Here is a 24,993-nt window from a genome sequence, read left to right as displayed (position 1 = left end):
CCGTCGCACCACGGCCGCGCCGATCAGGACCAGCGCTCGAACGCCATGCCCCGCGGTTGCGGACGATTTCCGGCCGTTGTGTCGGCGAATTTTCGTTCATCGTTCTGGAGGGGCCACATTTTTCGGCAACCACGGCTTGTCCTGCGGTCAGGGCCTGCCGTAGTGGCCATCGCCATGGCCACAACATCGACAAGGATGTCCCATCCGTGCACACCGCCATGACCCCTGTCACCGCGTTCCAATCCGCCAGTGCAGGACACCCCGCGAACCAGTCGGTGAACGTGCGAACCGTGGTGGGCGAGGCCATCGGTGTCCACGTCGACGACATCGCGGGCCTCTGGGGAACGGTGCTGGGCGATTGGCCCTATCTGTACGACGGACAGGCCGAGCATGGTGCCGACCTGCCGCTGCCGCACCTGCAGGCCTGCGTGCAGTCCTGGCGCAGCGTGGCGGTGCTGGCGTTCGATGGCGACAACCTGGTCGGCGCCGCGACCGGGTTGCCGCTGGCCGACGCGCCCGGATCGGTGCAGCGGGCGTTCGCCGCCGTCGGGCTGGATGCCACCCGGGTATTCCTCTGCGGCGAGTCGGTGCTGCTGCCGGGCTACCGCGGCCGCGGCATCGGCCATCGGTTCTTCGACGAGCGCGAGTCGCATGCGCGCCTGATTGGCGGCTTCGACCTGACCGCGTTCTGCGCGGTCGAGCGGGCTGCCGACGATCCGCGGCGGCCGCCATTCGGCCGCGGCTACGAACCGTTCTGGCGCAAGCGTGGCTATCGCCCGCGCGAGGGGCTGCAACTGATGCTCGGCTGGAACGAGGTAGGCGCCGGCATCGTCCCGCACCGCCTTGCCGGTTGGCTGCGACCGTTGGAACGGTCGCGCTGATCGGCGTCGCTTCAGGCCAGCATCGACAGCGCCGACCCCAATCGCAGCGACAGCATCGCCAGCACCACGCCGATCGCACTCGCCGCCAGCACGTCGCTGGGGTAGTGCAGGCCCAGCACCACCCGCGACGCCGCCACGCTGGCAGTGAACGAGGCCAGCAGCCACCCCAGCGCCGGGTAGTGCGCGGTCGCCACCAGGCTGAAGGCGACCGCATGCAGGGTGTGGCCGGAAGGAAAGCTGAACTCGTCGAGCGGCGCGACCCAGGCTCGGATGCGACGGTCGGAGGCGAACGGCCGCGGTCGCCGGGTCCAGCGCTTGAGCAACTTGTACATGGTCAGTGCGATCACCCCGGTCGCGGCCAGGTGGGCGGAGGCGACCAGTCCGTCGAAGCCGTCGACCACGATCATCGCCGCCATCAACCCGTACCAGAACACCCCATCACCGAGCCGGCTGATCGCGGCGAAGTACGCACGCAGGTGGCCGCCACGGCAGACCCGGTTGGCCCGCAGGCACCAGCCGGATTCACCGGCCGCCAGACGCTCAAGCCAGGGCGGGCGATTCATCGCTGGCTCTTGACAGGCCGCGCAGCACGGCGTCGAAATCGGCGGCGACCTGTTCCGGCTGCAGCCGGCCGACCGCGTCGCGGGCGGCGCGGGCCATCCCGGCGCGCCGGGCGTCGTCGCCGGCGATGCGTGATGCGGCGTCGATGAAGCCCTCGTCGTCATCGACTGCGACCGCGGCGCCGTGCAGGCCGTCGCGCAGGTGTTCGCCGGCGGCGCCGTAGTCGAACGCGACCGTCGCCACGCCGCTGGCCATCGCCTCCAGGGTCACGTTGCCGTAGGTTTCGCTGAGGCTCGGGAACAGGAACAGGTCGCCGCTGGCGTAGTGGCGGGCGAGCGCGTCGTGGCGCTGGACGCCGGCGAAAATGAAATCCGGATGTTCACGTTGCAATTGCGGCCGTGACGGGCCGTCGCCGACCCAGACGAAGCGCGCGTCGGGGCAGACCTGCTGCAGGCGGCGGAATGCGCGCACGGCCAGGGCGAGGTTCTTCTCCGGCGCGATCCGGCCGACATACAGGGCGACCAGCTCGTGCTCGCCGACGCCCCACTGCGCGCGCAACGCCGGGTCGCGCCGGTCGGGATTGAAGCGTCGGATATCGACCGCACGCGGCAACTGCACCACGTGGTCGAAGCCCTGCGCCTGCAGGAAGCCGGCCAGCTCGCGCGTCGGCACCAGGGTCGCCGCGGCGCTGTTGTGGAAGCGGCGCATCCAGGCCAGCGCAGGACCGGCGAGGACTCGCGCACCGTAGTTGCACATGTACTGGTCGAAGCGGGTGTGGAAGCCGGTTGCCACCGGGATATGCAGCCGCCGCGCCGCGCGCAGGGCCGACCAGCCCAGCGGGCCCTCGGTGGCGACGTAGATCGCATCGGGGCGCATCGCTGCCCAGTGTGCCTGCAGGGCACGGGTCGCCGGCAGGCCGAAACGCAGGCCCGGGTAGCGCGGCAGCGCGGCGCCGCGGACCAGCAACTCGCCGGGGTGGCCATGGCGCTCGTCGGGCTGGCGCGGGCGCACGACGGTCACGGTGTGGCCCTGCGCCCGCAGGCCGTGCTCCAGCGACTGAACGGTCAAGGCGACGCCGTTGACTTCCGGCGGGTAGGTCTCGCTGACGATCGCGTAGCGCATGCGCGGCTCTCCCGTTTAGGAGAGTGTGTGGACGTCGGGTTTAGCTGTTATGGCAGGACGATGACCGTCGGATGACACGCCACATGTGGCGCCAGGTTGTTGTAGGAGCGACGTGAGTCGCGAAGCCGAACGTTGGAGGCGATGTACAGGTCACGACTTACGCCGCTCCTGCTAGTCGGTTTCGAACGCCAATTTGATGCCCAGCGCGCCGATGTCGTGCGGCTCGCCTTCCAGGTCGGTCTTCAGCAGCGGCCGCGCCTCGAACCAGCGCTGGTCGAGGGTCACGGTCAGGCGATCGCCATCGGCGCGCGCATCGAGCCGGGGGATCGGGTCGGCCTCGTGCGCGCGGTGCATCAGCACCGCCAGCCGCAGCAGCGCGGCACTGCGCCGCACCGCCGGAAGCAGGCGGTCGGGCAGGGCGTCGAACGCGGACTTCGGGACCTTGCGGCGATGGGTGCGCACCAGCGCCGCAAGGAACTGCTGCTGCTGCCGCGAGAAACCCGAGATGTCGGTGTGCTCGACCACGTAGGCACCGTGCACCTGGTACTGGCTGTGGGCGATGGTCAGGCCGAGTTCGTGCAGGCGCGCGGCGCGGCTGAGCATCAGGCGGTCGTCAGGGCCGAGCTGCCAATCCTCGGCGACCTGGTCGAACAACCGCAGCATCGTGCCCTCGACGCGCGCGGCCTGGGCCTTGTCGATGCCATAGCGCAGCATCAGCGCGGCCACCGCGGCATCGCGCGGATCGTCGGCGCCGCCGCGGCCGAGCATGTCGTACAACACGCCCTCGCGCATCGCCGCCTTGCTGATCATCAGCCGTTGCAGGTCAAGCGCGTCGAAGGCGGCCTCCAGGATCAGCAGCCCGCCGGCGATGATCGGCCGACGGTCAGCCGACAGGCCGGGCAGGTCGATCGCATCGATCCGGCCGGCCTGCAACAGCCGGTCGCGGACCTGCGGCAGCGCCTCGGCAGTGACCGCGCCCTTGGTCAGCTTCATCGCCGCGCAGATCTCGCCGATCGCCTTGTTGGTGCCGGAGGCGCCGATCGCATCGTCCCAACCGAGGGCGCGGTAGCCGGCGGCGAACTGCTGGAACTCGGCAGTGACCTCGACCAGCGCCTCGCGCCAGCGCCGCGGGCTGAGCTTGCCGTCGCCGAAGAAACGCATGGTGCTGGCGACGCAGCCCAGTTGCAGGCTCTCGCGCTCGATCGCCTCGAAGCCGCTGCCGATGATGCATTCGGTCGAGCCGCCGCCGATGTCGATCACCAGGCGCAGCTCATCGGGCTTGGATGGCTGCGCGTGGGCGACCCCAAGGTAGATCAGGCGCGCCTCCTCGCGGCCGGCGACCACTTCGATGGCGTGGCCGAGCGCGCTCTCGGCCGGCATCAGGAACGACTGCGGCGCCGCCAGTCGGCGCACCGTATTGGTCGCGATCGCGCGCACCTGCTGCGGCGGGATGTCGCGGATGCGCTGGCCGAACCGCGACAGGCACTCGAACGCGCGCTGGCGGACCTCGGGCGACAAGCCGCCGCGCGCGTCGAGGCCCTCGGCCAGCCGCACCTGTTCGCGCAAACGGTCGACCACGCGCAACTGTCCCAGCAGGTAGCGCGACACCACCATGTGGAAGCTGTTGGAGCCGATGTCGACCGCGGCCAGCAGGTCACCGTCCTGCAACGGCAGCGCGGCGGTCGGGAAGATGTCGGTCATCACCGAATGGTCCGTCATCCGCACAACTTGGCCAGCAGGCAGGCTTGCGCCGAATGCGGTTCGGCATCGTCCTGCGGGGTCAGATGGACATAGCTCCCGTCGGGCTGCAACTCCCAGGCGTTGAGGTTGTCGGCCAGGTAGTTGGCCAGGGCTTCCTCGTGGGTACGGTCGGCCAGCTGCGGGTCCAGGATCGGGAAGCAGGTCTCGACCCGCCGCAGCAGGTTGCGCTCCAGCCAGTCGGCGCTGGCGCAGAACAGCTCCGGCGCGCCGTCGTTGCCGAACCAGTAGATACGGCTGTGTTCGAGGAAGCGGCCGACGATCGAACGCACCCGGATGTTGTCGCTGATCCCGGGCACGCCCGGCCGCAGGGTGCAGGCGCCGCGCACGATCAGGTCGATCCGCACCCCGGCCTGCGACGCGCCGTACAGCGCGCTGATCACCCGCGGCTCGTTGAGTGCGTTCATCTTGGCGACGATGCGCGCCGGCTTGCCGGCCAGTGCGAACGCGGCCTCGCGTTGGATCCGCTGCAGCACTCCGGCATGCAGGGTGAACGGCGACTGCAGCATGCGCTTGAGTTCGAGTTGCGGGGCCAGCCCCGACAACTGCTGGAAGATCAGGTGGATGTCGTTGCCGATGTCGGGATGGGCGGTGATAAGACCGAGGTCGGTGTATTGGCGCGCGGTGCCGGCGTGGTAGTTGCCGGTTCCCAGGTGCACGTAGCGACGCAGCACGCGGCCCTCGCGGCGCACGATCAGCAGCATCTTGGCGTGGGTCTTGTAGCCGACCACGCCGTACACCACCTGCACGCCGGCCTCCTGCAGGCGATCGGCAAAGCCGAGGTTCGCTTCCTCGTCGAACCGCGCGCGCAGTTCGACAACGACCGTCACGTCCTTGCCCTTGCGGGCGGCCTGGACCAACGCATCGACGATCTGCGAGTCCTTGCCCGAGCGGTACAGGGTCTGCTTGATCGCCAGCACGTTGGGATCGTCGACCGCCTGCCGCAGCAACTCCAGCACCGGGGTGAACGCATCGAACGGATGGTGCAGCAGCACGTCGCCGCGCGCCACGGTATCGAAGATGCTGTCGCTGCCGGGCAGCACGCGCGGCTGGAACGGCGGGAACTTGAGGTCACCGCGCGAGACCAGGTCGTACACCTGGATCACCCGGTTGAGGTTGACCGGACCATTGATCCGGTAGACCGCGTTTTCCTGCAGGTCGAAGTTGTCCAGCAGCGTGCGCACGATCGGCGCCGGGCACTTCTCGGCGATCTCCAGCCGTACCGCGCGCAGGTAGCCGCGGCCGACCAGCTCGTCGCGCAGGGCCAGCGCGATGTTGTCGACTTCCTCCTCGTCGACCAGTAACTCGGAGTTGCGGGTGACCCGGAACTGGTAGGCGCCTTCGACCTTCATGCCCGGGAACAACTCGTCGACGAAGGCCGACAGCAGCGCCGACAGGAACACGAAGTCGGTCGGTCCGCCGCTGACCTCTTCCGGGATATGGATGATCCGCGGCAGCGAGCGCGGCGCGCGCACGATCGCGAGGTTGCCGTCGCGGCCGAACGCGTCGCGGCCGCTGAGCACGACCACGATGTTGAGCGACTTGTTGAGGATCTTCGGGAACGGATGCGCCGGGTCCAGCCCGAGGGGCGACAGCACCGGCATCACCTCGTCGCGGAAGTAATCACGCAGCCAGCGGGTCTGCGCCTGGTTCCAGCTGTCCGGCCCGAGCACGCGCACGCCGGCCTCGTTGAGTTGCGGGCGCAGCATGTCGTTCCAGCAGGCGTACTGGGCCTCGACCAATTCGGCGGCGCGGTCGTGGATGCGCGCCAGCACGGCGGAGGGGGCCAGCCCGTCGGGGCCGGCGACCAGTCCCAGGTCCTGGGCGTGGCGCAGGGTGCCGGCGCGGATCTCGAAGAATTCGTCGAGGTTGGTGCAGCTGATGCACAGGTAGCGCAACCGCTCCAGCAACGGCACCTGGGCGTCCACCGCCTGGGCGAGCACGCGGAAGTTGAAGTCCAACTGCGACAGCTCGCGATTGAAGTACAGCGACGGGTCGCGCAGCAGGTCGCCGTCGCTGGCGGCGTCGCTGTACAACCCGGCGTCGAGCGGCGCGCGGCCGGTCGGGTCGATCGCGGGGATAGCCGGTTCGGAATCGGTTGGCCTGGAGCGATTCATGCATGCGCCTCCGCGCGACTGGCGCCGCTGTCGCCCGCTTCCCGCGGACGCACGCGCGCATTGCCGAAATGACAGGAGAATGTACTGCCGCGACCGACTTCACTGCTGATTCCTAGTCGCGCCTGGTGCAGGTTGAGGATGTGCTTGACGATCGCCAGACCGAGCCCGGTGCCGCCGCTTTCGCGCGAGCGGCTGGTCGACACACGGTAGAAGCGTTCGGTGATCCGCGGCAGGTGCGCGGCGGGAATGCCGTAGCCGCTGTCGCTGACTTCCAGCGCCACGCCGTCGCCCTCGGCATGGAATCGGATGGCGACCTCGCCACCGGCCGGGGTGTAGCGCACCGCGTTGCTGACCAGGTTCGAGAACGCACTGTGCAGCTCCTTGGCGGAACCGAACAGGTCGACCATCGCGCTGTCCTCCACGCTGATCCGGTGGCGGCTCTGGCTCAGCGCGAGCGCCTCGCGCCGGAGGGTGTCGAGCACCGAACGCATCGCCACGGTTTCCTCGCCGGCGAGGCGGTCCTGCGACTCCAGCCGCGACAATGTCAGCAGGTCCTCGACCAGTTGGGTCATGCGCTGCGACTGGTGCTGCATCTCGCCGAGCATCGGGGTCAACCCGGGGTGCTCGTCCTGGTCGATCATGTCGAGGTAGCCGTGGATCACGGTCAGCGGCGTGCGCAACTCGTGGGAAACGTTGGCGACGAAATCGCGACGCATCTGTTCCAGTTGCAACAGGCGGCTGACGTCGCGCGCGACCAGCAGCCACAGGTTGTCCGAGTACGGGATCAACCGCAGGCTGAGGGTGGTCGAACCGTTGAGCGGCGAGCGGGTCTCCAGTGGCTCGGCGTTGCGGCCGGTGGCGAGCCAGTGGGCCAGCGGCAGCGGCTGCAGGCGTTGCACCAGCGGCGCGCCGATGTCGTTTGGATAACCCAGGCCGAGCAGCGGCGCGGCGGCCTCGTTGAACCACAGGATCCGCTGGCTGTTGCGGTCCACCACCACGATGGCATCGGGCAGGGCGGCGGCGGCGGCGCGGTAGGCCCGCAGCATCTCGACCAGTCGGCGCTTGCGGCCGCGCATCTCGGCCTGGCCGCGATGCAGCAGGCGGTCGAGTTCGTTCCAGACGCCGACGCCGGTCGACGGGGCCTGGCGCCGGCGCGCGGTCAGGCGTTGCAGGATCTGGCGCAGGCGCCAGTAGTGCCAGCCGACCACCGCCAGCGCGGCCAGGGTCAGCACCGGCCATGGATGACCGATCGCAAAGCCGAGCGCCGCCGCGCCGGCCAGGATCGCGACGAGCAGGCCGAGGGTGCGGAACCAGGCGGAGCGGGCGTGCGGTGGCATCGGCTCAGTATCCGGCAATTGTCGTGATCGCCGAAGCTCAGCCGTTCATCGACGCCGAGAAACGGTAGCCGGAGCCGCGCACGGTCTGGATCATGCCGTCGAGCTGGTACGGCTCAAGGGTCTTGCGCAGGCGGCGGATGTGGACATCGACGGTGCGCTCCTCGACGTACACGCTGCCACCCCAGACGTGGTCGAGCAGTTGCGTGCGCGAGTACACGCGTTCGGGATGGGTCATGAAGAAATGCAGCAGCCGGTACTCGGTGGGGCCGATCTGCACCGGCTGGTCGGTCGCACCATTGCCGCGGGCGTACACGCGATGGGCCGCGCCGTCGATCCGCAGGGCGCCGACGTCGATGCTGCCGTCCTCGTCGTCCTCGCGCGAGCGCCGCAGCACGGCGCGGATCCGGGCCAGCAGTTCGCGCGCGGAAAAGGGCTTGACCACGTAGTCGTCGACCCCGGCCTCGAGCCCGCCGACGCGGTCGTTCTCCTCGCCACGGGCGGTCAGCATGATGATCGGGATGTCTCGGGTCAGCGATTCCTTGCGCCAGCGCCGGGCCAGTTCCAAGCCACTGGTGCCGGGCAGCATCCAGTCGAGCAGGATCAGGTCCGGCACCCGGTCGGCAATCGCCGCCTGAGCCTCGCGGGCATCGCCGGCGGTGGCCGGCTCGTATTCGCCCTTGCGCAGGGCGAAGGCGACCATGTCGCGGATGGCGGGTTCGTCTTCGACGATCAGAATGCGTTTCTGCACGGGTCACCGGGGCGTGGGCGGGGCGATGCGAAGCCGCCTCAGTACACTACCGTTTTGTGACACGACGGTGACAGCGCAATGCGCGCGTCACACGAATGATGATGTACCAGCGAAACAGCTATTGCCGCCGCCGGTCCAGCACTTCGTCGTAGATGCCCTGGCGGTGCAGTTCCAGCACCACCGGTGTGATCTGGGCGATCCGCGCCTCGATCCGCGCCCGGGCGTAGTAATCGACTTCGGGTCGCTTCTTCAATGTGTTGAGTTGCACCAGCGCCTGTTCGGCGCGACCGCTGAGGAACGCCGCTTCGGCATAGGCCTCGCCGGCGCGGATCGGTTCGCCGGCGATCTCGCTGGCCCGCGCGTAGGTGCGCTGGAACGCCGCGTCCTCCGAAGATCGCGCCAGCAGCGGCCGCAACACCGCCTGTGCATGCTTGCCGGCCTCGACGGTATTGCGCTCCGACAACACCCGGGCGTAGGTCAGGGCGATGGCGCGGTTGTTCGGCGCGCCTCGAAGCAACCGGGCGAATCGCTTGTCCGCGGCCGCGCGATGGCCGCTGCGCGCCTCGGCCTCGGCCAGGCCCAATTCGATCCAGAGGTCGTCGGGGCGTGCCTCCAGCAGCAACGCAAGGGCCTTCATCGCCGCGGTCGACTCGTTCGCGCGCAGCTGCGCGATCGCCCGGCCGTAACGCTGGGCCTCGGTCAACGTGCCGCTGTCGGCGATCTGCTGGTACTCGCGCAGCGCGATCTGTGGGCTCTCGGCGCTGAGCACCCGAAGGCGCTCGCGGGCCAGTTCGAACAGCCCGGTGCCGCCGCGTTGCAATGCATCGCTGGAGATCGTCAGGCCGCTTGGCAGCAACGGGTTGTCGGTGGCCAGCGGGGCGACGGCAAACCCGGCCGGCGACTCCTGCAACCGGACGGCGCGCGCCTTGGCCTCGCTGATGCGGCTGGTGGTGACCGGGTGGGTGCGCAGGTAGTCGGGCGAATCGTAGGCGCCGGCGCCATTGGCGCGCGACCGCGCCTGCATGGTGAGGAAGAAGTCGGCCATCGCGTCGGTGTCGTAGTGGCTGCGCGACAGGGTCTGGATGCCGAGGCGGTCGGCCTCCTGCTCGTTGGAACGGGTGTAGTTGATCTGCCGTTGCTGCATCAGGCCCATCGCCGAGACGATCGCGGCCTGGGTGGCGTCGTCGCTGGAGTTGCCGCCGGCGGACTGGGCCATGACCACCGCGCCGAGCATCGCCAGCAGGATCGGCAACTGGTCGCGCTGGGCGCGTTCGACCCCGCGCAGCACGTGTTCCTGGGTGACGTGGGCGATTTCGTGCGACATCACCGCGGCGACCTCGTCCTCGCGCTCGGCCGCCAGCACCAGGCCGGCGTTGACCGCGATGTAGCCACCGAGAGTGGCGAAGGCGTTGATCTGGCGCTGGCGCAGCATGAAGAAGGTGAACGGCTGTCGCGGTGTGCCGCTGTTGGCGGCAAGCCGCGAACCGAGGGCGTCGAGCCAGCTTTCGACCAGTGGGTCCTCCAGCACGTATTCGTAGTGGCGCAGTTGCGCCAGCATCATCGAGCCGTACTGCTCCTGCTGGTGCGGCGTCAGCAGCTCGCCCGCGGAAGAGCCGATGTCCGGCAGCGCGTCCTGCGCCGGCGCGCAGACGCTGGCCAGGGCGAGGGTGACGGCGGCGGACAGCAGGACGATGCGGCGCAAGGTGACTCCAGGGACGGGCTGGAAATGCCGGGAGGGAAGACCCATATTCATCCGGCGGGATTGTTCGGCAGCACCATTCGACCATACCCGGCCGTCCGAGTTCATTAACGCAGCCCCACGCAGGAGAACGTCTTGAGCAACACCGCGTCCGCCCACCCCGAGATCGTGATCTATACCTCGGCGATCTGTCCTTATTGCGTTGCCGCCAAGAACTTCCTCAAGAGCAAGGGCCAGACGTGGAGGGAGGTCCGGGTCGACCTGGATCCCGCCGAGCGCGAAACCATGATGGCGCGCACACGGCGTACCAGCGTTCCGCAGATTTTCGTCGGCGACACCCACGTGGGCGGTTATGACGACATGATCGCGCTGCACCGCCAGGGCAAGCTGGAACCGTTGCTGGAAGGTGCTGCATGAGCGGGCCCTCCGGAGCGGACGAGGGCGATCGGATCGGCGAGTTCACCGCGTTCCGCAAGCGCATGAACGAACGCATCCTGGCCGAACCCAACCAGGTCGTGCGGCGCTTCTTCGCGCTCGACACCCAGGCCTACCAGGCCGGCGCGCTCGACGTGAAGACCAAGGAACTGCTGGGCCTGGTTGCCTCGCTGGTGCTGCGCTGCGACGACTGCATCAGCTATCACGTGGCCCAGTGCCGGGATGCGGGCGTCAGCCGCGACGAGATGTTCGAGACGTTCTCGGTCGGGCTGGTGGTCGGCGGCAGCATCGTGATCCCGCACCTGCGCCGCGCTGTCGATTTCCTCGACCGGCTCGAACAGGGAGAGGCCGCGGCACCGGCCGGGCACGACCACGGCTAAGCAGGACGGCCGCGGTTTTGTCATAATTCCGCGGTTCACAAACGGCGCCGTACGGGGCTTTCTCACCCCGTTCCGCGCCCCCCAAGCAGGAAGAATCCCCCAATGACGCAGACCATCACGGTCATCCGTGGCGACGGTATCGGCCCGGAAATCATGGACGCCACCCTGCACGTGCTCGACGCGCTGGACGTCGGCCTGCAGTACGAATTCGCCGACGCCGGCCTGGTCGCGCTGGACAAGTCCGGCGAGTTGCTGCCGGCGGCCACCATGGACTCGATCCGCAAGAACCGGGTGGCGCTGAAGAGCCCGCTGACCACCCCGGTCGGTGGCGGCTTCTCCTCCATCAACGTCGAGCTGCGCAAGCGCTTCGACCTGTACGCCAACGTGCGCCCGGCCAAGTCGTTCCCGAACACCAAGTCGCGCTTCCCGTCCGGGGTCGACCTGATCACCGTGCGCGAGAACACCGAAGGTGCCTATAGCGCCGAAGGGCAGGCGGTGTCGGAGGATGGCGAGACCGCCACTTCGATCACCAAGACCACCCGTCGCGGTTCCGAGCGCATCGTCCGCTACGCCTTCGAGCTGGCCCGCAAGACCGGTCGCAAGAAAGTCACGGTGGTGCACAAGGCCAACATCCTGAAGTCGACCTCGGGCTTGTTCCTGAAGACCGCGCGCACCGTCGCTGCGGAGTATCCGGACATCGAGTGCGACGAGATGATCGTCGACAACTGCTGCATGCAGCTGGTGATGCGCCCCGAGCAGTTCGACGTGATCGTCACCACCAACCTGTTCGGCGACATCATCTCCGACCTGTGCGCCGGCCTGATCGGCGGCCTGGGCCTGACCCCGGGCGCCAACATCGGCACCGACGCGGCGATGTTCGAAGCCGTCCACGGCACCGCGCCGGACATCGCCGGGCAGGGCAAGGCCAACCCGTGCGCGCTGCTGGCAGCGGCCGCGCAGATGCTCGACCACCTCGGCATGGCCGACAAGGCGACCCGCCTGCGCGACGCGATCGTCGCCACGCTCGAGGCCAAGGACAACCTGACCCCCGACCTGGGTGGGCAGGGCAACACCATGGGTTTCGCCAAGGCGATCGCCAGCCGGGTCTGAGGCTGAAGTCGTTCGCAGTACCCGACGGGGCGCCATGAGCGCCCCGTTTTTTTTGGGGAGGGGCGGCGCGCTCACCGGTGCGGGCGCAGCGGTTGCGCGCTCTTGTAGGAGCGGCTTCAGCCGCGATCGGATAACCGTCCGCCCGTCGCGACTCCGGATCGCGGCTGAAGCCGCTCCTGCAGTGTTCCATCCGCGCGCTCGACAGCCGACCGGCCGCCCGGCACAATCGCGCCTTGTTTCCTTTCATCCGAATAAAGCGATGAATGACGCGCGCGTCCCGATTGCCACCCCCAGTGCCCTCGCGCTGACCCCGCTGCTGCTGTTCCTGCTGCTGTTCTTCGGCGCCGGGCTGTATTTCACCGCGCAGGGCGAGGCGATGGGCTTCTACCATCTGCGCGCGCCGGTCGCGATCCTGCCGGCGCTGGCGCTCGGCGCGTGGCTGGCCTGGCGCCGCGGGATCAGGCCGGTCGAAACCCTGTTGCAGGGCATGGGCCACAGCAACGTGATGCTGATGGTGCTGGTGTTCCTGCTGGCGGGCGCGTTCGCGACCGTGACCAAGGCGATCGGCGCGGTCGATGCGGTGGTCGCGCTGGGCTTGGGTGCGCTGCCGCCGGCGCTGATCCTGCCGGGGCTGTTCGTCGTCGCTGCGTTCGTGTCGCTGTCGATCGGCACCTCGATGGGCACGATCGCGGCGGTGGTGCCGATATCGATCGGCCTCGCCGATGCCGCCGGCCTCGACAAGGCGCTGGTGCTCGGCGCGGTGGTCGGCGGGGCGATGTTCGGCGACAACCTGTCGATCATTTCCGACACCACCATCGCCGCGACCCGCAGTCAGGGCTGCCGGATGAACGAGAAATTCCGCGAGAACTTCAAGATCGCGCTGCCAGCCGCCCTGGTGACGATCGTGCTGCTGGCGGTGCTCGGCGATGCCGCGCCGGTCGATGCCCCCGAAGCGGCCTCGGCATGGCTGGTGCTGCCGTACCTGGTGGTGCTGGTGTTGGCGCTGCTCGGGCTCGACGTGGTGCTGGTGCTCGGGCTCGGGCTGGTGGTGGCCGGCGTCTTCGGCTACGTGCTGGCCGACGGCTACGACGTCATCAGTTTCGCCAGCGACATCTATGCCGGCTTCGAGAGCATGGTCGAGATCACCCTGCTGTCGATCCTGATCGGCGGGCTGGCTGCACTGATCAAGGCCAATGGCGGTCTTGATTGGCTCGCCGCGACCATCGCGAAGTTTGCCCGTGGGCACACCGGCCGCCGCGCCGGCGAGATCAGCATCGCCGCGCTGGCAGCGGGTGGCGACGCGCTGACCGCCAACAACACCGTCGCGATCCTGGTCGGCGGCGACCTCGCCCGCGACATCGCCCAGCGCCATGGCGTGACCCCACGCCGCGCCGCCAGCGTGCTCGACATCTTCTCCTGCGTGGTCCAGGGCGTGTTGCCGTACGGTGCGCAGATCCTGCTGGCCGGCTCGCTGGCCGGGCTGTCGCCGCTGCTGATCGCCGGCAAGGTCTGGTACTGCTGGTTGCTGGCGCTGGTCGCGATCGGCTTCATGCTGTGGCCGACTCGCGCATCACGACTTGCCGCGGCTGCGCCCAAGGGTGCCGGCGGCGCATGAAAAAAGGGGCGCCGGAGCGCCCCTTTTCGTTCCAACGAACGCCGCGGCTCAGCGCGATTGCAACTTCGACAGCAGCCGCAGGAACTCGATGTACAGCCAGACCAGGGTGACGATCAGGCCGAACGCGCCATACCACTCCATGTACTTCGGCGCGCGCTTCTCGACGCCGGTCTCGATGAAGTCGAAGTCCAGCACCAGGTTCAGCGCGGCGACCACCACCACCACCAGGCTGAAGCCGATCCCGACCAGCCCGGACTCGTGGATCATCGGGATCTGGATGCCGAACATCCCCAGCACCATGCTCGCCAGGTAGACCAGGAAGATGCCGCCGGTCGCGGCGGCCACGCCCATCTTGAAGTTCTCGGTGGCCTTGATCAGGCCCGAGCGGTAGCAGAACAGCATCGCGAACAGGGTGCCGAAGGTCAGCAGCACCGCCTGCATGACGATGCCTTCGTACATGTGGTTGTACATCGCGGAGATCGCGCCGAGGAACAGGCCCTCGACGATCGCGTACATCGGCGCGGTGACCGGCGACCACTCCTTCTTGAAGATCGTCACCAGCGCCAGCACCAGCCCGCCGATCAGGCCGCCCCACATGTACGGCGCGGCGCCGACGATACCGGTCGGGGTCGAGACCTGGCTCCAGGCGAACGCCGCGGTGAACACGCACAGCAGCAACAGCAGGCCGGTCTTGTTGACCGTGCCGTTGAGGGTCATGACGTTGCCGTCGTCGCGCACGATCGAGCCAGTGCCGAGGTCCAGGAAAGTCGACTCCTTGAGAGCCGGGTTGCCGCTGCGCATCATGGGATTGCCCTGTGGATGGTTGGGTGTTCTCGGTGGCGAGCATACACGGGGCCGATGCCCGCGCTCGAACTCGTTGACACCGGCGCGGCACGCGCCCAAAATGACCGGCCTTTCGCGGCACTGGCGTGCAACGAGGGCCCGGATCGGGGCATAGCGCAGTCTGGTAGCGCATCTGGTTTGGGACCAGAGGGTCGGGGGTTCGAATCCCTCTGCCCCGACCATCTAGCGGCGCCGGTAAGATGTCTGCAGGCGCTCGTAGCTCAACCGGATAGAGCACCGGCCTTCTAAGCCGGTGGTTGCAGGTTCGAGTCCTGCCGGGCGCGCCAGTCGATGCGATAATGCTTCAGTTGTTGTGGTTGTTTTCCGTGGTGGATGTAGCTCAGTTGGTTAGAGCACCGGATTGTGATTCCGGGGGTCGCGGGTTCAAATCCCGTCTTCCACCCCACTTGCAGTGCAGCGCAAGTGTTGATTCCAGGCAGGGACTTCCTGCTACAATTCACCGCTTAGCGGGCCGTTAGCTCAGTTGGTAGAGCAGTTGACTCTTAATCAATAGGTCCAAGGTTCGAATCCTTGACGGCCCACCAAATCGGAAAAGCACCTGGTTCGCGCCAGGTGCTTTTTTCTTTGGCGGAAGCATCACCAGGCATGGCGGACGACAGGCGGGCGGCCTAGAATCGCCTCGCGCCGGCCCTGGTCGGCCGGGTATCGCGAAAGTGGCGGAATTGGTAGACGCCCTGGCTTTAGGTGCCAGTGAGGGTGACCTCGTGCGGGTTCGAGTCCCGCCTTTCGCACCACGCCAAGCAGGCAGTCGGTGGCCGTGATGCTGAACGCGCCGTCGCGCGCTGCGTCATTTGCTTGCGATGTTTTCGATCCCGGCACCGCAACGAGCGTTCGCGAGCGCCATACCGGCCGTCCCAGGTTGCTTCTTCTCTCACCCTCGCCGAACTCCCAATCCGGATGCCCAGGCCCGGGACTGCGGAAAGCGCCTCCACCCCGCTGGCAGAGCGCGCCCAAATCAGCGAAACTACCCCGTTCCGCCGCTCGGGCGGCTACCGGTCTGGACGCTTGTCGTCGGGCCTCTACATCAACATCGTGCCGCGGCCCGGATCGCGGTTGCAGGAGTGGATACATGCCAGCCGTAGAAAAGTCTGTTTCGGTCGAGTCGATCGGTACCCTCGAGCGCCGCATGACCTTCAGCCTCCCGGCCGAGCGTTTGGAGAGCCAGGTCGGTGGCCGCCTGCGCGAGATCGCGAAGGGCGCCAAGATCAAGGGTTTCCGCCCGGGCAAGGTGCCGGCCAAGGTGATCGAGCAGCGTTTCGGCGAACAGGTTCGCGCCGAGGTGCTGGACGGCTTGCTGCGCGAGAGCTTCGGCAGCGCGGTGCGCGAGAACGAGTTGCAGATCGCCGGCAACCCGAAGATCGAGCCGGCCGACGAGGGCGAGGGCCTGGCCTACGTCGCCACCTTCGAGGTGGTGCCGGACTTCGGCGAGGTCGATGTCGCCGCGCTCAAGATCGTCCGTGACACCGCCGAGGTGAAGGACGAGGACATCGACACGATGATCGACAACCTGCGCCTGCAGCGCCGGACCTGGAATCCGGTCGAGCGCGGTGCGAAGGACGGCGATGCGGTCGAGGTCGAGACCTTCTCCACCGTCGACGGCGAGCGCGTGCCGGCCGAGGGTGCCGAGCGCGGCGCGACCGTGGTCGGTTCCGGTTCGATGTTCCCGGCGATCGAGGCCGGCCTGGTCGGCACCAAGGTCGGCGAGTCCAAGGACGTCGAGGTCGAGTTCCCGGCCGAGTGGCGGGTGCCGCAGTTCGCCGGTAAGAAAGTCACGGTCAACGTCACGGCGACCAAGGTGTCCGAGCCGGTGCTGCCGGAGGTCGATGCGGACTTCATCAAGAGCTTCGGCATCAAGAGCGGCGATGCCGAGCAGTTTCGCGCCGACATCCGCAGCAACCTGGAGCGCGAACTCAAGGGTGCGCTGATGACCCGCCTGCGCCGTGAGGTCGGCGAACAGCTGATCGCGGCCTATTCCGAGGTCGAAATGCCGGCCCGGCTGGTCGAGAACGAGGCCCGCGACATGGCCAACAAGGCGGCCGACCAGGCCCGCCGCCAGGGTCGCGAGGTCGAGCTGCCGACCAACGCCCACGAGCAGTTCCTCGACGTCGCCCGCAAGCGCGTGCTGGTCGGCCTGCTGGTCGGCGAGGTCGCGCGCCGCAACGAGCTCAAGCTCGATCCCAAGCGCGTCAACGAAACCCTGCAGCTGATCGCCTCGACCTACGAGGAGCCGCAGCAGGTGATCGACCTGTACCGCCAGGACCGTCAGTTGATGCAGGGCCTGCAGGGTCGGGTGATGGAAGAGCAGGTGATCGACTGGATCGCCGAGCGCGCCCAGCACACCGAGCGCTCCATGTCGTTCAGCGAGGCGATCCGCCAGTAAGCTGCATGTCGGCCCGCCCGCGCGGCGGGTCGACTGGCGCGCCACTTGCGCCAAGGCCGGGCCGGCCCCAGATCAATCGTCCTGACCGACCCGCCAATACATACCAGCCACAGGTGCCGTTCCAGATGGACAAGCAAACCCAAGCCCTGAACCTCGTGCCGATGGTGGTCGAGCAGACCAGCCGCGGCGAGCGCGCGTACGACATCTATTCGCGCTTGTTGAAGGAGCGGGTGATCTTCCTGGTCGGCCCGATCGACGACCACGTGGCCAACGTGATCGTTGCGCAGATGCTGTTCCTCGAGGCCGAGAACCCCGAGAAGGACATCAGCCTGTACATCAACTCGCCCGGTGGCGTGGTCACCGCCGGCATGGCGATCTACGACACCATGCAGTACATCAAGCCCGACGTGAGCACGATCTGCGTCGGCCAGGCCGCCTCGATGGGCGCGTTGCTGCTGGCGTCCGGCGCCAAGGGCAAGCGTTACGCGCTGCCGAACTCGCGGGTGATGATCCACCAGCCGCTGGGCGGCTTCCAGGGCCAGGCCAGCGACATCGAGATCCATGCCCGCGAGATCCTGGCGCTCAAGCAGAAGCTCAACGAGGTGCTGGCCAGGCACACCGGCCAGGCGCTGGAGACGATCGCCCGCGACACCGAGCGCGACAACTTCAAGAGCGCCGAGGCCGCCCGCGAATACGGGCTGGTCGACCAGGTGCTCGAGCGGCGCCCGGACGAATCGATCCAGGCGGGTTGATCTATCGGATTGATCGCGCCGCCGCGGCGTCGCGGTTTCTACTCAAGTCATTGATTCCATGATTCTTTCGAGGTTCCGGCGCGGCTTCGTGGCCGCCCGGAACGCTGTGCTATTCTCGGATCGCAGCACCGCGAACCGGCCTTGTCAGGCTCGGTTCGGCAAATGAACCTTCAGGCAAACGCATGACCGACGACCGACAAGGCCGCAGCACCGGCGACAGCACCAAGATCCTGTACTGCTCGTTCTGCGGCAAGAGCCAGCACGAGGTCCGCAAGCTGATCGCGGGTCCGAGCGTGTTCATCTGCGATGAGTGCGTCGAGCTGTGCAACGACATCATCCGCGAGGAGCTCGAGGAGAAGGCGCAGTCGGCGCGCAGCCACCTGCCCAAGCCGAAGGAGATCCTCGAGGTTCTCGATCAGTACGTGATCGGCCAGGCGCGCGCCAAGCGCACGCTCGCGGTCGCGGTGTACAACCATTACAAGCGCATCGAGAGCCGCCAGAAGAACGACGACGTCGAACTGGCGAAGTCCAACATCCTGCTGGTCGGCCCGACCGGCTCGGGCAAGACGCTGCTGGCCGAAACGCTGGCGCGCATGCTCAACGTGCCGTTCACGATGGCCGATGCCACGACGCTGACCGAGGCCGGCTATGTCGGCGAGGACGTCGAGAACATCATCCAGAAGCTGCTGCAGAAGTGCGACTACGACGTCGACAAGGCGCAGCAGGGCATCGTCTACATCGACGAGATCGACAAGATCTCGCGCAAGTCCGACAACCCCTCGATCACCCGCGACGTCTCGGGCGAGGGCGTTCAGCAGGCGCTGCTGAAGCTCATCGAGGGCACCGTCGCCAGCGTGCCGCCGCAGGGCGGTCGCAAGCATCCGCAGCAGGAGTTCCTGCAGGTCGACACCCGCAACATCCTGTTCGTCGTCGGCGGCGCGTTCGCCGGCCTCGACAAGATCATCCAGCAGCGCAGCACCGAGGCCGGTGGCATTGGCTTCGGCGCCAAGGTCAAGAGCTCCGAGCGCAAGACCGAGATCGGCAAGGTGCTGGCCGAGGTCGAGCCCGAGGACCTGATCAAGTTCGGCCTGATCCCCGAGTTCGTCGGCCGCCTGCCGGTGGTCGCGACGCTGGAGGAGCTGGACGAGGCGGCGCTGGTCACGATCCTGACCGAGCCGCGCAACGCGATCACCAAGCAGTTCAAGAAGCTGTTCGACATGGAAGGCGTGGAGCTGGAGTTCCGCCCCGATGCGCTGGTCGCGATCGCGCGCAAGGCGCTCAAGCGCAAGACCGGCGCCCGCGGCCTGCGCACGATCGTCGAGTCGGTGCTGCTCGACACCATGTACGAGTTGCCGTCGCTGGAGAACGTCAGCAAGGTGGTGGTCGACGAGTCGGTGATCGACCACAAGACCGAGCCATACCTGATCTACCAGACCCCGGCCGTGGCGCCGCAGAAGGCCGCGTCCGGCGACTGAACCGCCGTCACGATTCGCTCCTCGACCGATCAGCCGCTTGCCAACGCAAGCGGCTGATTTCGTTTGGGAATCCGGTGATTTTCGGGGGCGTCGGGGCCAGGCCGCTTGCATCCTCCGACGCAGGCCCCCATAACCGTGGCCAAGGCCCCGGTGTTGCCGGCGCCTCCCTGTTTTCCGGCCGGGCTCCGCGCGCCCGGTCATCTGATCGCCCCCCGGAGTTCCCATGACCGAATCCACCCACCGCGAGATGCTCGACCTGCCGGTGCTGCCGCTGCGCGACGTCGTCGTGTTCCCGCACATGGTGATCCCGCTGTTCGTCGGCCGCGACAAATCGATTCGCGCGCTCGACCTGGCTATGGAAGCCGACAAGCGGATTTTGCTGGTCGCGCAGAAATCGGCCGAGACCGACGATCCCGCCGGTGACGATCTCTACGAGGTCGGCACCCTGGCCCACGTGCTGCAACTGCTGAAGCTGCCCGACGGCACCATCAAGGTGCTGGTCGAAGGCGTGTCGCGGGTGCAGCTGGCCAAGGTGGTCGAGCGCGATGGCGCGCTGGCCGGTGAAGCCGAAATGACCGAGGCGGTGGTCGATCGCGAGGAGCGCGAGCTCGATGCGATCACCCGCTCGCTGATGGACCTGTTCGAGCAGTACGTCAAGACCAATCGCAAGCTGCCGCCGGAACTGATGCAGACCCTGTCGGGCATCGAGGAGCCGGGGCGCCTGGCCGACACCATCGCCGCCCACCTCGGCGTGCGCATCAGCGACAAGCAGAAGTTGCTGGAAACCCACGAAATCGGCGTGCGCCTGGAGCAACTGGTCGGCCTGGTCGATGGCGAGATCGACGTGCAGCAACTGGAAAAGCGCATCCGCGGCCGGGTCAAGGGCCAGATGGAGAAGAGCCAGCGCGAGTACTACCTCAACGAGCAGATGAAGGCGATCCAGAAGGAGCTGGGCGAGATCGACGATGCGCCCAACGACATCGAGGAGCTGACCCGCAAGATCGCCGAAGCCGGCATGCCCAAGCCGGTGGAGACCAAGGCACGCAACGAGCTCAACAAGCTCAAGCAGATGTCGCCGATGTCGGCCGAGGCCGCGGTCGTGCGCAACTACCTCGACTGGCTGCTCGGCGTGCCCTGGAAGAAGCGCAGCAAGGTGCGCAAGGACCTCAACGCCGCCCAGGAAGTGCTCGACGCCGACCATTTCGGGCTGGAAAAGGTCAAGGAGCGCATCCTCGAATACCTCGCGGTGCAGACCCGGGTGAAGCGCATGAAGGGCGCGATCCTGTGCCTGGTCGGGCCGCCGGGCGTGGGCAAGACCTCGCTCGGACAGTCGATCGCTAAGGCCACCAACCGCAAGTTCGTGCGGATGAGCCTCGGCGGCGTGCGCGACGAGGCCGAGATCCGTGGCCACCGCCGCACCTACGTTGGCTCGATGCCGGGCCGGATCGTGCAGAACCTCAACAAGACGGGGACCAAGAACCCGTTGTTCATGCTCGACGAGATCGACAAGATGTCGATGGACTTCCGCGGCGACCCCTCGTCGGCGCTGCTGGAGGTGCTCGACCCGGAACAGAACAGCGCCTTCAATGACCATTACCTCGAAGTCGACCTCGACCTCAGCGAGGTGATGTTCGTCGCCACCTCCAACTCGCTCAACATCCCCGGCCCGTTGCTGGACCGGATGGAAGTGATCCGGCTGCCGGGTTATACCGAAGAGGAGAAGGTCAACATCGCGATGCGCTACTTGCTGCCCAAGCAGATCAAGGCCAATGGCCTTCAGGACGACGAGCTGAAGGTTGCCGAATCCGCTGTGCGCGACATCGTGCGCTACTACACGCGCGAGTCCGGCGTGCGCAACCTTGAGCGCGAGATCTCCAAGATCTGCCGCAAGGTGGTCAAGGAGATCGCCATGGCTGGCCCGAAGGCGAAGAAGGCCAAGGCGGTCAACGTGACCGGCAAGAACCTGGAGAAGTACCTCGGTGTGCGCCGCTTCGACTTCGGCCGCGCCGAAGAGCAGAACGAGATCGGCCTGGTTACCGGCCTGGCCTGGACCGAGGTCGGCGGCGAGCTGCTGCAGGTCGAGACCACCCTGGTGCCGGGCAAGGGCCAGCTGATGCTTACCGGCCAGCTGGGCGACGTCATGAAGGAATCGGCGTCGGCCGCGTTGTCGGTGGTGCGTGCGCGTACCGAGCGGCTCGGGATCGACCTGGACTTCCTGCAGAAACAGGATGTCCACGTGCACGTGCCCGAGGGCGCGACGCCGAAGGACGGCCCCAGTGCCGGCATCGCGATGGCCACCGCGCTGGTGTCGACGCTGACCCGCAATCCGGTGAAGGCCGAAGTGGCAATGACCGGCGAGATCACCCTGCGTGGCCGCGTGCTGCCGATCGGCGGTTTGAAGGAAAAGCTGTTGGCCGCGTTGCGTGGCGGCATCACCACGGTCGTCATCCCGGAAGAAAACAAGAAGGACCTGGCCGACCTGCCCAAGAGCGTGACCCAGGGCTTGAAGATCGTGACCGCCAAGTGGATCGACGAGGTGCTGGACGTGGCACTGGAGCGACCGCTGGCACCGGTGCCCGCCTCGGGCGGTGGCGCGCTGCCGGTCCACGATAAAAGCGAACCGGCTTCGCAGGTCGACGTCAAGCACTAATTGGCGCGATCCGACGAAAATGCCTAAAACGGCCGGAGATCCGCTGAAACCCGCGTCGTTGCTGGGTTTCCGGCTTGCACCCCCAAAATGCCGCTGGTATAACAACGGGCAACCGCACTGCAGTGGCATCCTCGCCCTGCAGCGCGGCAAGGTCGGTCGAAGGCCCGTCGTGCGCGAGGGGTACTTCGATTCTCAGAACAATGCGGTCCAATCCGCACAGGGAGTCCAAACGAATGAACAAGGGTGATTTTGTTGCCGCCGTCGCCGACGCTGCAGAGCTGTCCAAGACCGACGCCGCCAATGCCGTAGACGCGATGGTCGGAGTCATCACCAAGGCCCTGAAGAAGGGCGACACGGTGACGCTGGTCGGCTTCGGCACCTTCCAGGTCCGCAAGCGCGCTGCCCGTCAGGGTCGCAACCCGAAGACCGGTGAGGCCATCAAGATCAAGGCTTCGAAGAATCCGGCGTTCAAGGCTGGCAAAGCCCTGAAGGACGCTGTAAACTAAGCAGCTCGCCCGCCGATGCGGAACAACGCATCGGCATTGCTACTCCGGGTGCTTAGCTCAGTGGTAGAGCGTCTCCTTTACACGGAGAGGGTCGGGGGTTCGAAACCCTCAGCACCCACCAGGCACCGGGCCGCAGCAAGGTAAAAGAGTTCAAAGTGCGGAGTGGTAGTTCAGTTGGTTAGAATGCTGGCCTGTCACGCCGGAGGTCGCGGGTTCGAGTCCCGTCCACTCCGCCAGTTGTAACCAAAGGCGCCGGGAGATCCGATCTCCCGGCGCCTTTGCTTTAAGTGAGGGCAATGGTTTTTCACGCGGCATGCCGCGCTCGCCATTGGCCGAAGTTGCAGAAGCGCGGAGTGGTAGTTCAGTTGGTTAGAATGCTGGCCTGTCACGCCGGAGGTCGCGGGTTCGAGTCCCGTCCACTCCGCCAGTTCTGGATTCGCAGGCGCCGGGAGATCCGATCTCCCGGCGCTTTTTTTGGCCGGTCCTCCGTGTTTGCCCAACCGCGTTAGACTGTGCGGCTTCCGCCTTTCGACGCGACTGAACCATGCTGCAGAAACTCCGCGAAAAGACCTCCGGCTGGATCGCAATGACGATCCTCGGCCTGTTGATCATTCCGTTCGCCCTGTTCGGGCTCGACCAGTACATGGTCCAGGGCGGCGCCTCCACCGCCGCGACCGTCAAGGCACCGCCGACCTGGTGGGCCTCGGCGCCGTCGTTCTGGCCGGTGTCGGTGTTGTGGCGCCAGGAGCAGGTCAGCGTCGACGAGTTCCGCCAGCGCCTGGAGCAGGTGCGCCAGCAGCAGCGCGCCGAGCAGGGCGAGGCGTTTGACGCCAGCGAGTTCGCGAGCCTGGAGAACAAGCGCGCGGTGCTCGACTCGCTGATCGACCAGAAGGTCCAGGCGATGGCCGCCGAGCAGGCCGGCCTGGTGGTCAGCGACGCGATGGTGCGCGAAGCGATCCAGGCGATTCCGGCGTTCCAGGTCGACGGCAAGTTCGACCTGCAGCGTTACCAGCTCGCGCTGGCATCGCAGGTGCCGGCGCAGACCCCGGCCCAGTTCGACCGGCTGGTCCGCGACGGGCTTCAGAACACACTGGTGGCGAGTGCGGTGGCCGAAAGCAACTTCGTCACCGCCTCCGAAATGGAGCGCCTGATCCGGCTGATGGGCGAGCGTCGCGACGTCAGCCTGGTGGTGCTACCGCCGGCCGAGGTCGACACCACGGCCGTCATCGACGATGCGCAGATCAAGGCCTGGTACGACACTCACCAGGCCGACTACCTCGCCCCCGAGAGCGTCAGCCTCGAATATGTCGAACTCGACGCCAGCACCATGCCGGCGCCGCCGCCGGCCGACGAAGCCGCGCTGCGGGCCCGCTACGAGGACGAGAAGGCGCGTTACACCGAACAGGGCCAGCGGCTGGCTTCGCACATCCTGGTGCGGGTGGAAGAGGGTGCCGACGAGGCCGCGTGGCAAGCCGCCAAGGCCGAAGCCGACAAGCTGGCTGCACAGGCCCGGGCTGAAGGTGCCGACTCCGGGACGGAGACTTGGGCAAGTTTCGCTGCGTTGGCCACCGCCCACAGCGACGACATCGGTTCCAAGGCGAGCGGTGGCGATCTCGGCTGGATCAGCAAGGACATGATGCCCGGACCGTTCTCCGAGGCGCTGTTCGCAATGCAGCCGGGCACCATCAGCGACCCGGTGCGGAGCGACTTCGGCTGGCACGTGATCGCGTTGCGCGAGGTCAAGGCCGGCGCGCAGGAGTCGTTCGAGGAGGTGCGCGAGTCGCTGGCACTGAGCCAGGCCGAGGCCGATCGCGAGCGCGCGTTCAACGAGGTGTCCAGCACGGTGGTCGATGCGGTGTTGCAGAACCCGGGCGCGCTGGCGCCGGCCGCCGCGGCCGCGGGGGTGACGGTGCAGACGCTCGGGCCGATCACGGCGCGTTCAACCGAGGGCCTGGCGGGAAATCCTGCGGTCAAGCGCGCGGCGTTCTCCGAAGCCTTGATCCAGGATGGCATCGTCAGCGATCCGATCGAGATCGCGCCGAACCACAATGTCTGGATCCGGGTGACCGGGCACACGCCCGAACGGACCCAGCCGTTGGCGCAGGTCCGCGACCAGGTCATTGCAGCGATCCGTGCCGACCGCGCACGCGAGGCCGCGACCAAGCGCGCCGATGCGCTGCTCGCGCAGCTCGGGGGCGGCAAGACCCTGGCCGAACTGGCCACCGCCGAAGGGTTGCCGGCTCCGCAAACGGTGCCCGAGGTGCCGCGGGGCGCGCCGCTGGTCGACCCGTCGGTGTCGGAGGCGGTGTTCTCGGTCGAAGCCCCCGCCGCGGGCAAGGCGAGTGCCGGCAAGCAGGTGCTCGCCGACGGGACCATCGTGTTGTTCACGGTCGACCGGGTGGTTCCGGGCAGCGCGGCCGATATCCCGGCACCGCAACGCCAGATGCTGCAGCAGCAACTGGCGCAGATCGCCGGCGCCGCCGACGCGCGGGCGCTGGTGTCGTCGTTGCGAAGCGCGATGGAGATCGAGGTGGTCGAGGACAACCTCTGATCGCGGACGGACCCGTCCAACAAAAAAGCCCGGCTTGAAGCCGGGCTTTTTT

Annotated in this window: 19 protein-coding genes and 8 tRNA genes; 19 read left to right on the top strand and 8 right to left on the bottom strand. The window is 67.4% G+C overall.

The annotated features are described in order from the left end of the window. Positions 1 to 218 precede the first annotated feature (218 nt). Positions 219 to 881: a GNAT family N-acetyltransferase gene (locus SNE34_RS04940; protein WP_332615233.1), complete on the top strand. Its 663-nt coding sequence runs from the start codon at positions 219 to 221 to the stop codon at positions 879 to 881. A gap of 11 nt (positions 882 to 892) precedes the next feature. Here SNE34_RS04940 and SNE34_RS04935 read toward each other — a convergent pair whose 3' ends face one another. From SNE34_RS04935 to SNE34_RS04905, 7 genes are all read right to left on the bottom strand, one after another. Beyond that, a complete protein-coding gene (locus SNE34_RS04935; RefSeq protein ID WP_332615232.1) occupies positions 893 to 1,444 on the bottom strand; it encodes a phosphatase PAP2 family protein in 552 nt (183 codons plus the stop codon). Further along, positions 1,422 to 2,564 carry a glycosyltransferase family 4 protein gene (locus SNE34_RS04930; protein ID WP_332615230.1) on the bottom strand — a complete coding sequence of 381 codons (1,143 nt, stop codon included), beginning with the start codon at positions 2,562 to 2,564 and terminating at the stop codon, positions 1,422 to 1,424. Before SNE34_RS04930 ends, SNE34_RS04935 begins: the two co-directional genes overlap by 23 nt. Positions 2,565 to 2,735: 171 nt before the next feature. Beyond that, the gene (ppx, locus tag SNE34_RS04925; RefSeq protein WP_332615228.1) at positions 2,736 to 4,265 is read right to left on the bottom strand and encodes an exopolyphosphatase; all 1,530 of its coding nucleotides are present in this window, start codon (positions 4,263 to 4,265) and stop codon (positions 2,736 to 2,738) included. 14 nt (positions 4,266 to 4,279) lie between these two features. Continuing rightward, positions 4,280 to 6,439 carry a polyphosphate kinase 1 gene (gene ppk1, locus SNE34_RS04920; protein WP_332615226.1) on the bottom strand — a complete coding sequence of 720 codons (2,160 nt, stop codon included), beginning with the start codon at positions 6,437 to 6,439 and terminating at the stop codon, positions 4,280 to 4,282. Further along, positions 6,436 to 7,776 carry a phosphate regulon sensor histidine kinase PhoR gene (phoR, locus tag SNE34_RS04915; protein ID WP_332615224.1) on the bottom strand — a complete coding sequence of 447 codons (1,341 nt, stop codon included), beginning with the start codon at positions 7,774 to 7,776 and terminating at the stop codon, positions 6,436 to 6,438. The genes ppk1 and phoR overlap by 4 nt, the downstream gene beginning before the upstream one ends. A gap of 37 nt (positions 7,777 to 7,813) precedes the next feature. Further along, positions 7,814 to 8,524 carry a phosphate regulon transcriptional regulator PhoB gene (phoB, locus tag SNE34_RS04910; RefSeq protein ID WP_332615222.1) on the bottom strand — a complete coding sequence of 237 codons (711 nt, stop codon included), beginning with the start codon at positions 8,522 to 8,524 and terminating at the stop codon, positions 7,814 to 7,816. 118 nt (positions 8,525 to 8,642) lie between these two features. Further along, entirely contained in the window at positions 8,643 to 10,271 is a 1,629-nt protein-coding gene (locus tag SNE34_RS04905) for a M48 family metalloprotease (RefSeq protein ID WP_460970922.1), read from the bottom strand. Positions 10,272 to 10,358: 87 nt separating this feature from the next. On the opposite strand from SNE34_RS04905, the gene grxC reads away from it, so the two are divergent. The 4 genes from grxC (at position 10,359) to SNE34_RS04885 (ending at position 13,763) form a co-directional block, all read left to right on the top strand. Next, positions 10,359 to 10,640, top strand: a complete 282-nt coding sequence (gene grxC, locus SNE34_RS04900) for a glutaredoxin 3 (RefSeq protein ID WP_332615218.1) — start codon at positions 10,359 to 10,361, stop codon at positions 10,638 to 10,640. Further along, on the top strand, positions 10,637 to 11,038 hold the full coding sequence (locus SNE34_RS04895; RefSeq protein ID WP_332615216.1) for a carboxymuconolactone decarboxylase family protein: 402 nt from the start codon (positions 10,637 to 10,639) through the stop codon (positions 11,036 to 11,038). Before grxC ends, SNE34_RS04895 begins: the two co-directional genes overlap by 4 nt. Positions 11,039 to 11,140: 102 nt before the next feature. Further along, positions 11,141 to 12,148 (top strand): isocitrate dehydrogenase, encoded by a 1,008-nt coding sequence (locus SNE34_RS04890; RefSeq protein WP_332615214.1) that lies wholly within the window; start codon positions 11,141 to 11,143, stop codon positions 12,146 to 12,148. Between the two features lie 259 nt (positions 12,149 to 12,407). Then, positions 12,408 to 13,763, top strand: coding sequence for a Na+/H+ antiporter NhaC family protein (locus tag SNE34_RS04885; RefSeq protein ID WP_332615213.1), 1,356 nt, complete (start codon positions 12,408 to 12,410; stop codon positions 13,761 to 13,763). A gap of 48 nt (positions 13,764 to 13,811) precedes the next feature. Here the strand turns inward: SNE34_RS04885 and SNE34_RS04880 are convergent, their stop codons facing one another. Next, positions 13,812 to 14,567 (bottom strand): Bax inhibitor-1/YccA family protein, encoded by a 756-nt coding sequence (locus SNE34_RS04880; RefSeq protein WP_332615211.1) that lies wholly within the window; start codon positions 14,565 to 14,567, stop codon positions 13,812 to 13,814. Between the two features lie 144 nt (positions 14,568 to 14,711). Between SNE34_RS04880 and SNE34_RS04875 the strand changes: the two genes are divergently transcribed. From SNE34_RS04875 to SNE34_RS04810, 14 genes are all read left to right on the top strand, one after another. Beyond that, positions 14,712 to 14,788 (top strand) — tRNA-Pro (locus tag SNE34_RS04875). 28 nt (positions 14,789 to 14,816) lie between these two features. Next, positions 14,817 to 14,893: transfer RNA gene (locus SNE34_RS04870), tRNA-Arg, on the top strand. A gap of 42 nt (positions 14,894 to 14,935) precedes the next feature. Then, positions 14,936 to 15,012: transfer RNA gene (locus SNE34_RS04865), tRNA-His, on the top strand. A gap of 63 nt (positions 15,013 to 15,075) precedes the next feature. Further along, a tRNA-Lys gene (locus SNE34_RS04860) sits at positions 15,076 to 15,151 on the top strand. 123 nt (positions 15,152 to 15,274) lie between these two features. Then, positions 15,275 to 15,361, top strand: a tRNA-Leu gene (locus tag SNE34_RS04855). A 335-nt stretch (positions 15,362 to 15,696) separates the two neighbouring features. Then, on the top strand, positions 15,697 to 17,007 hold the full coding sequence (gene tig / locus SNE34_RS04850) for a trigger factor (RefSeq protein WP_332615209.1): 1,311 nt from the start codon (positions 15,697 to 15,699) through the stop codon (positions 17,005 to 17,007). A gap of 125 nt (positions 17,008 to 17,132) precedes the next feature. After that, entirely contained in the window at positions 17,133 to 17,759 is a 627-nt protein-coding gene (clpP, locus tag SNE34_RS04845; protein WP_332615207.1) for an ATP-dependent Clp endopeptidase proteolytic subunit ClpP, read from the top strand. A 182-nt stretch (positions 17,760 to 17,941) separates the two neighbouring features. After that, complete coding sequence (clpX, locus tag SNE34_RS04840) at positions 17,942 to 19,234, top strand: ATP-dependent Clp protease ATP-binding subunit ClpX (protein ID WP_332615205.1); 1,293 nt, start codon at positions 17,942 to 17,944, stop codon at positions 19,232 to 19,234. Between the two features lie 223 nt (positions 19,235 to 19,457). After that, positions 19,458 to 21,884, top strand: a complete 2,427-nt coding sequence (gene lon, locus SNE34_RS04835) for an endopeptidase La (protein ID WP_332615203.1) — start codon at positions 19,458 to 19,460, stop codon at positions 21,882 to 21,884. 233 nt (positions 21,885 to 22,117) lie between these two features. Further along, the gene (locus tag SNE34_RS04830; protein ID WP_332615202.1) at positions 22,118 to 22,390 is read left to right on the top strand and encodes an HU family DNA-binding protein; all 273 of its coding nucleotides are present in this window, start codon (positions 22,118 to 22,120) and stop codon (positions 22,388 to 22,390) included. A 46-nt stretch (positions 22,391 to 22,436) separates the two neighbouring features. Beyond that, positions 22,437 to 22,511, top strand: a tRNA-Val gene (locus SNE34_RS04825). 38 nt (positions 22,512 to 22,549) lie between these two features. Next, positions 22,550 to 22,626, top strand: a tRNA-Asp gene (locus SNE34_RS04820). A gap of 114 nt (positions 22,627 to 22,740) precedes the next feature. Beyond that, positions 22,741 to 22,817, top strand: a tRNA-Asp gene (locus tag SNE34_RS04815). Positions 22,818 to 22,934: 117 nt separating this feature from the next. After that, positions 22,935 to 24,941, top strand: coding sequence for a SurA N-terminal domain-containing protein (locus SNE34_RS04810; RefSeq protein ID WP_332615200.1), 2,007 nt, complete (start codon positions 22,935 to 22,937; stop codon positions 24,939 to 24,941). Positions 24,942 to 24,993 lie beyond the last annotated feature (52 nt).

It is taken from the genome of Novilysobacter erysipheiresistens, assembly GCF_036663935.1.
Lineage (GTDB): Bacteria > Pseudomonadota > Gammaproteobacteria > Xanthomonadales > Xanthomonadaceae > Novilysobacter > Novilysobacter erysipheiresistens.
The sequence above is the reverse complement of the archived record's forward strand: the minus strand, read 5'-3'. Positions and strand labels throughout refer to the sequence as shown.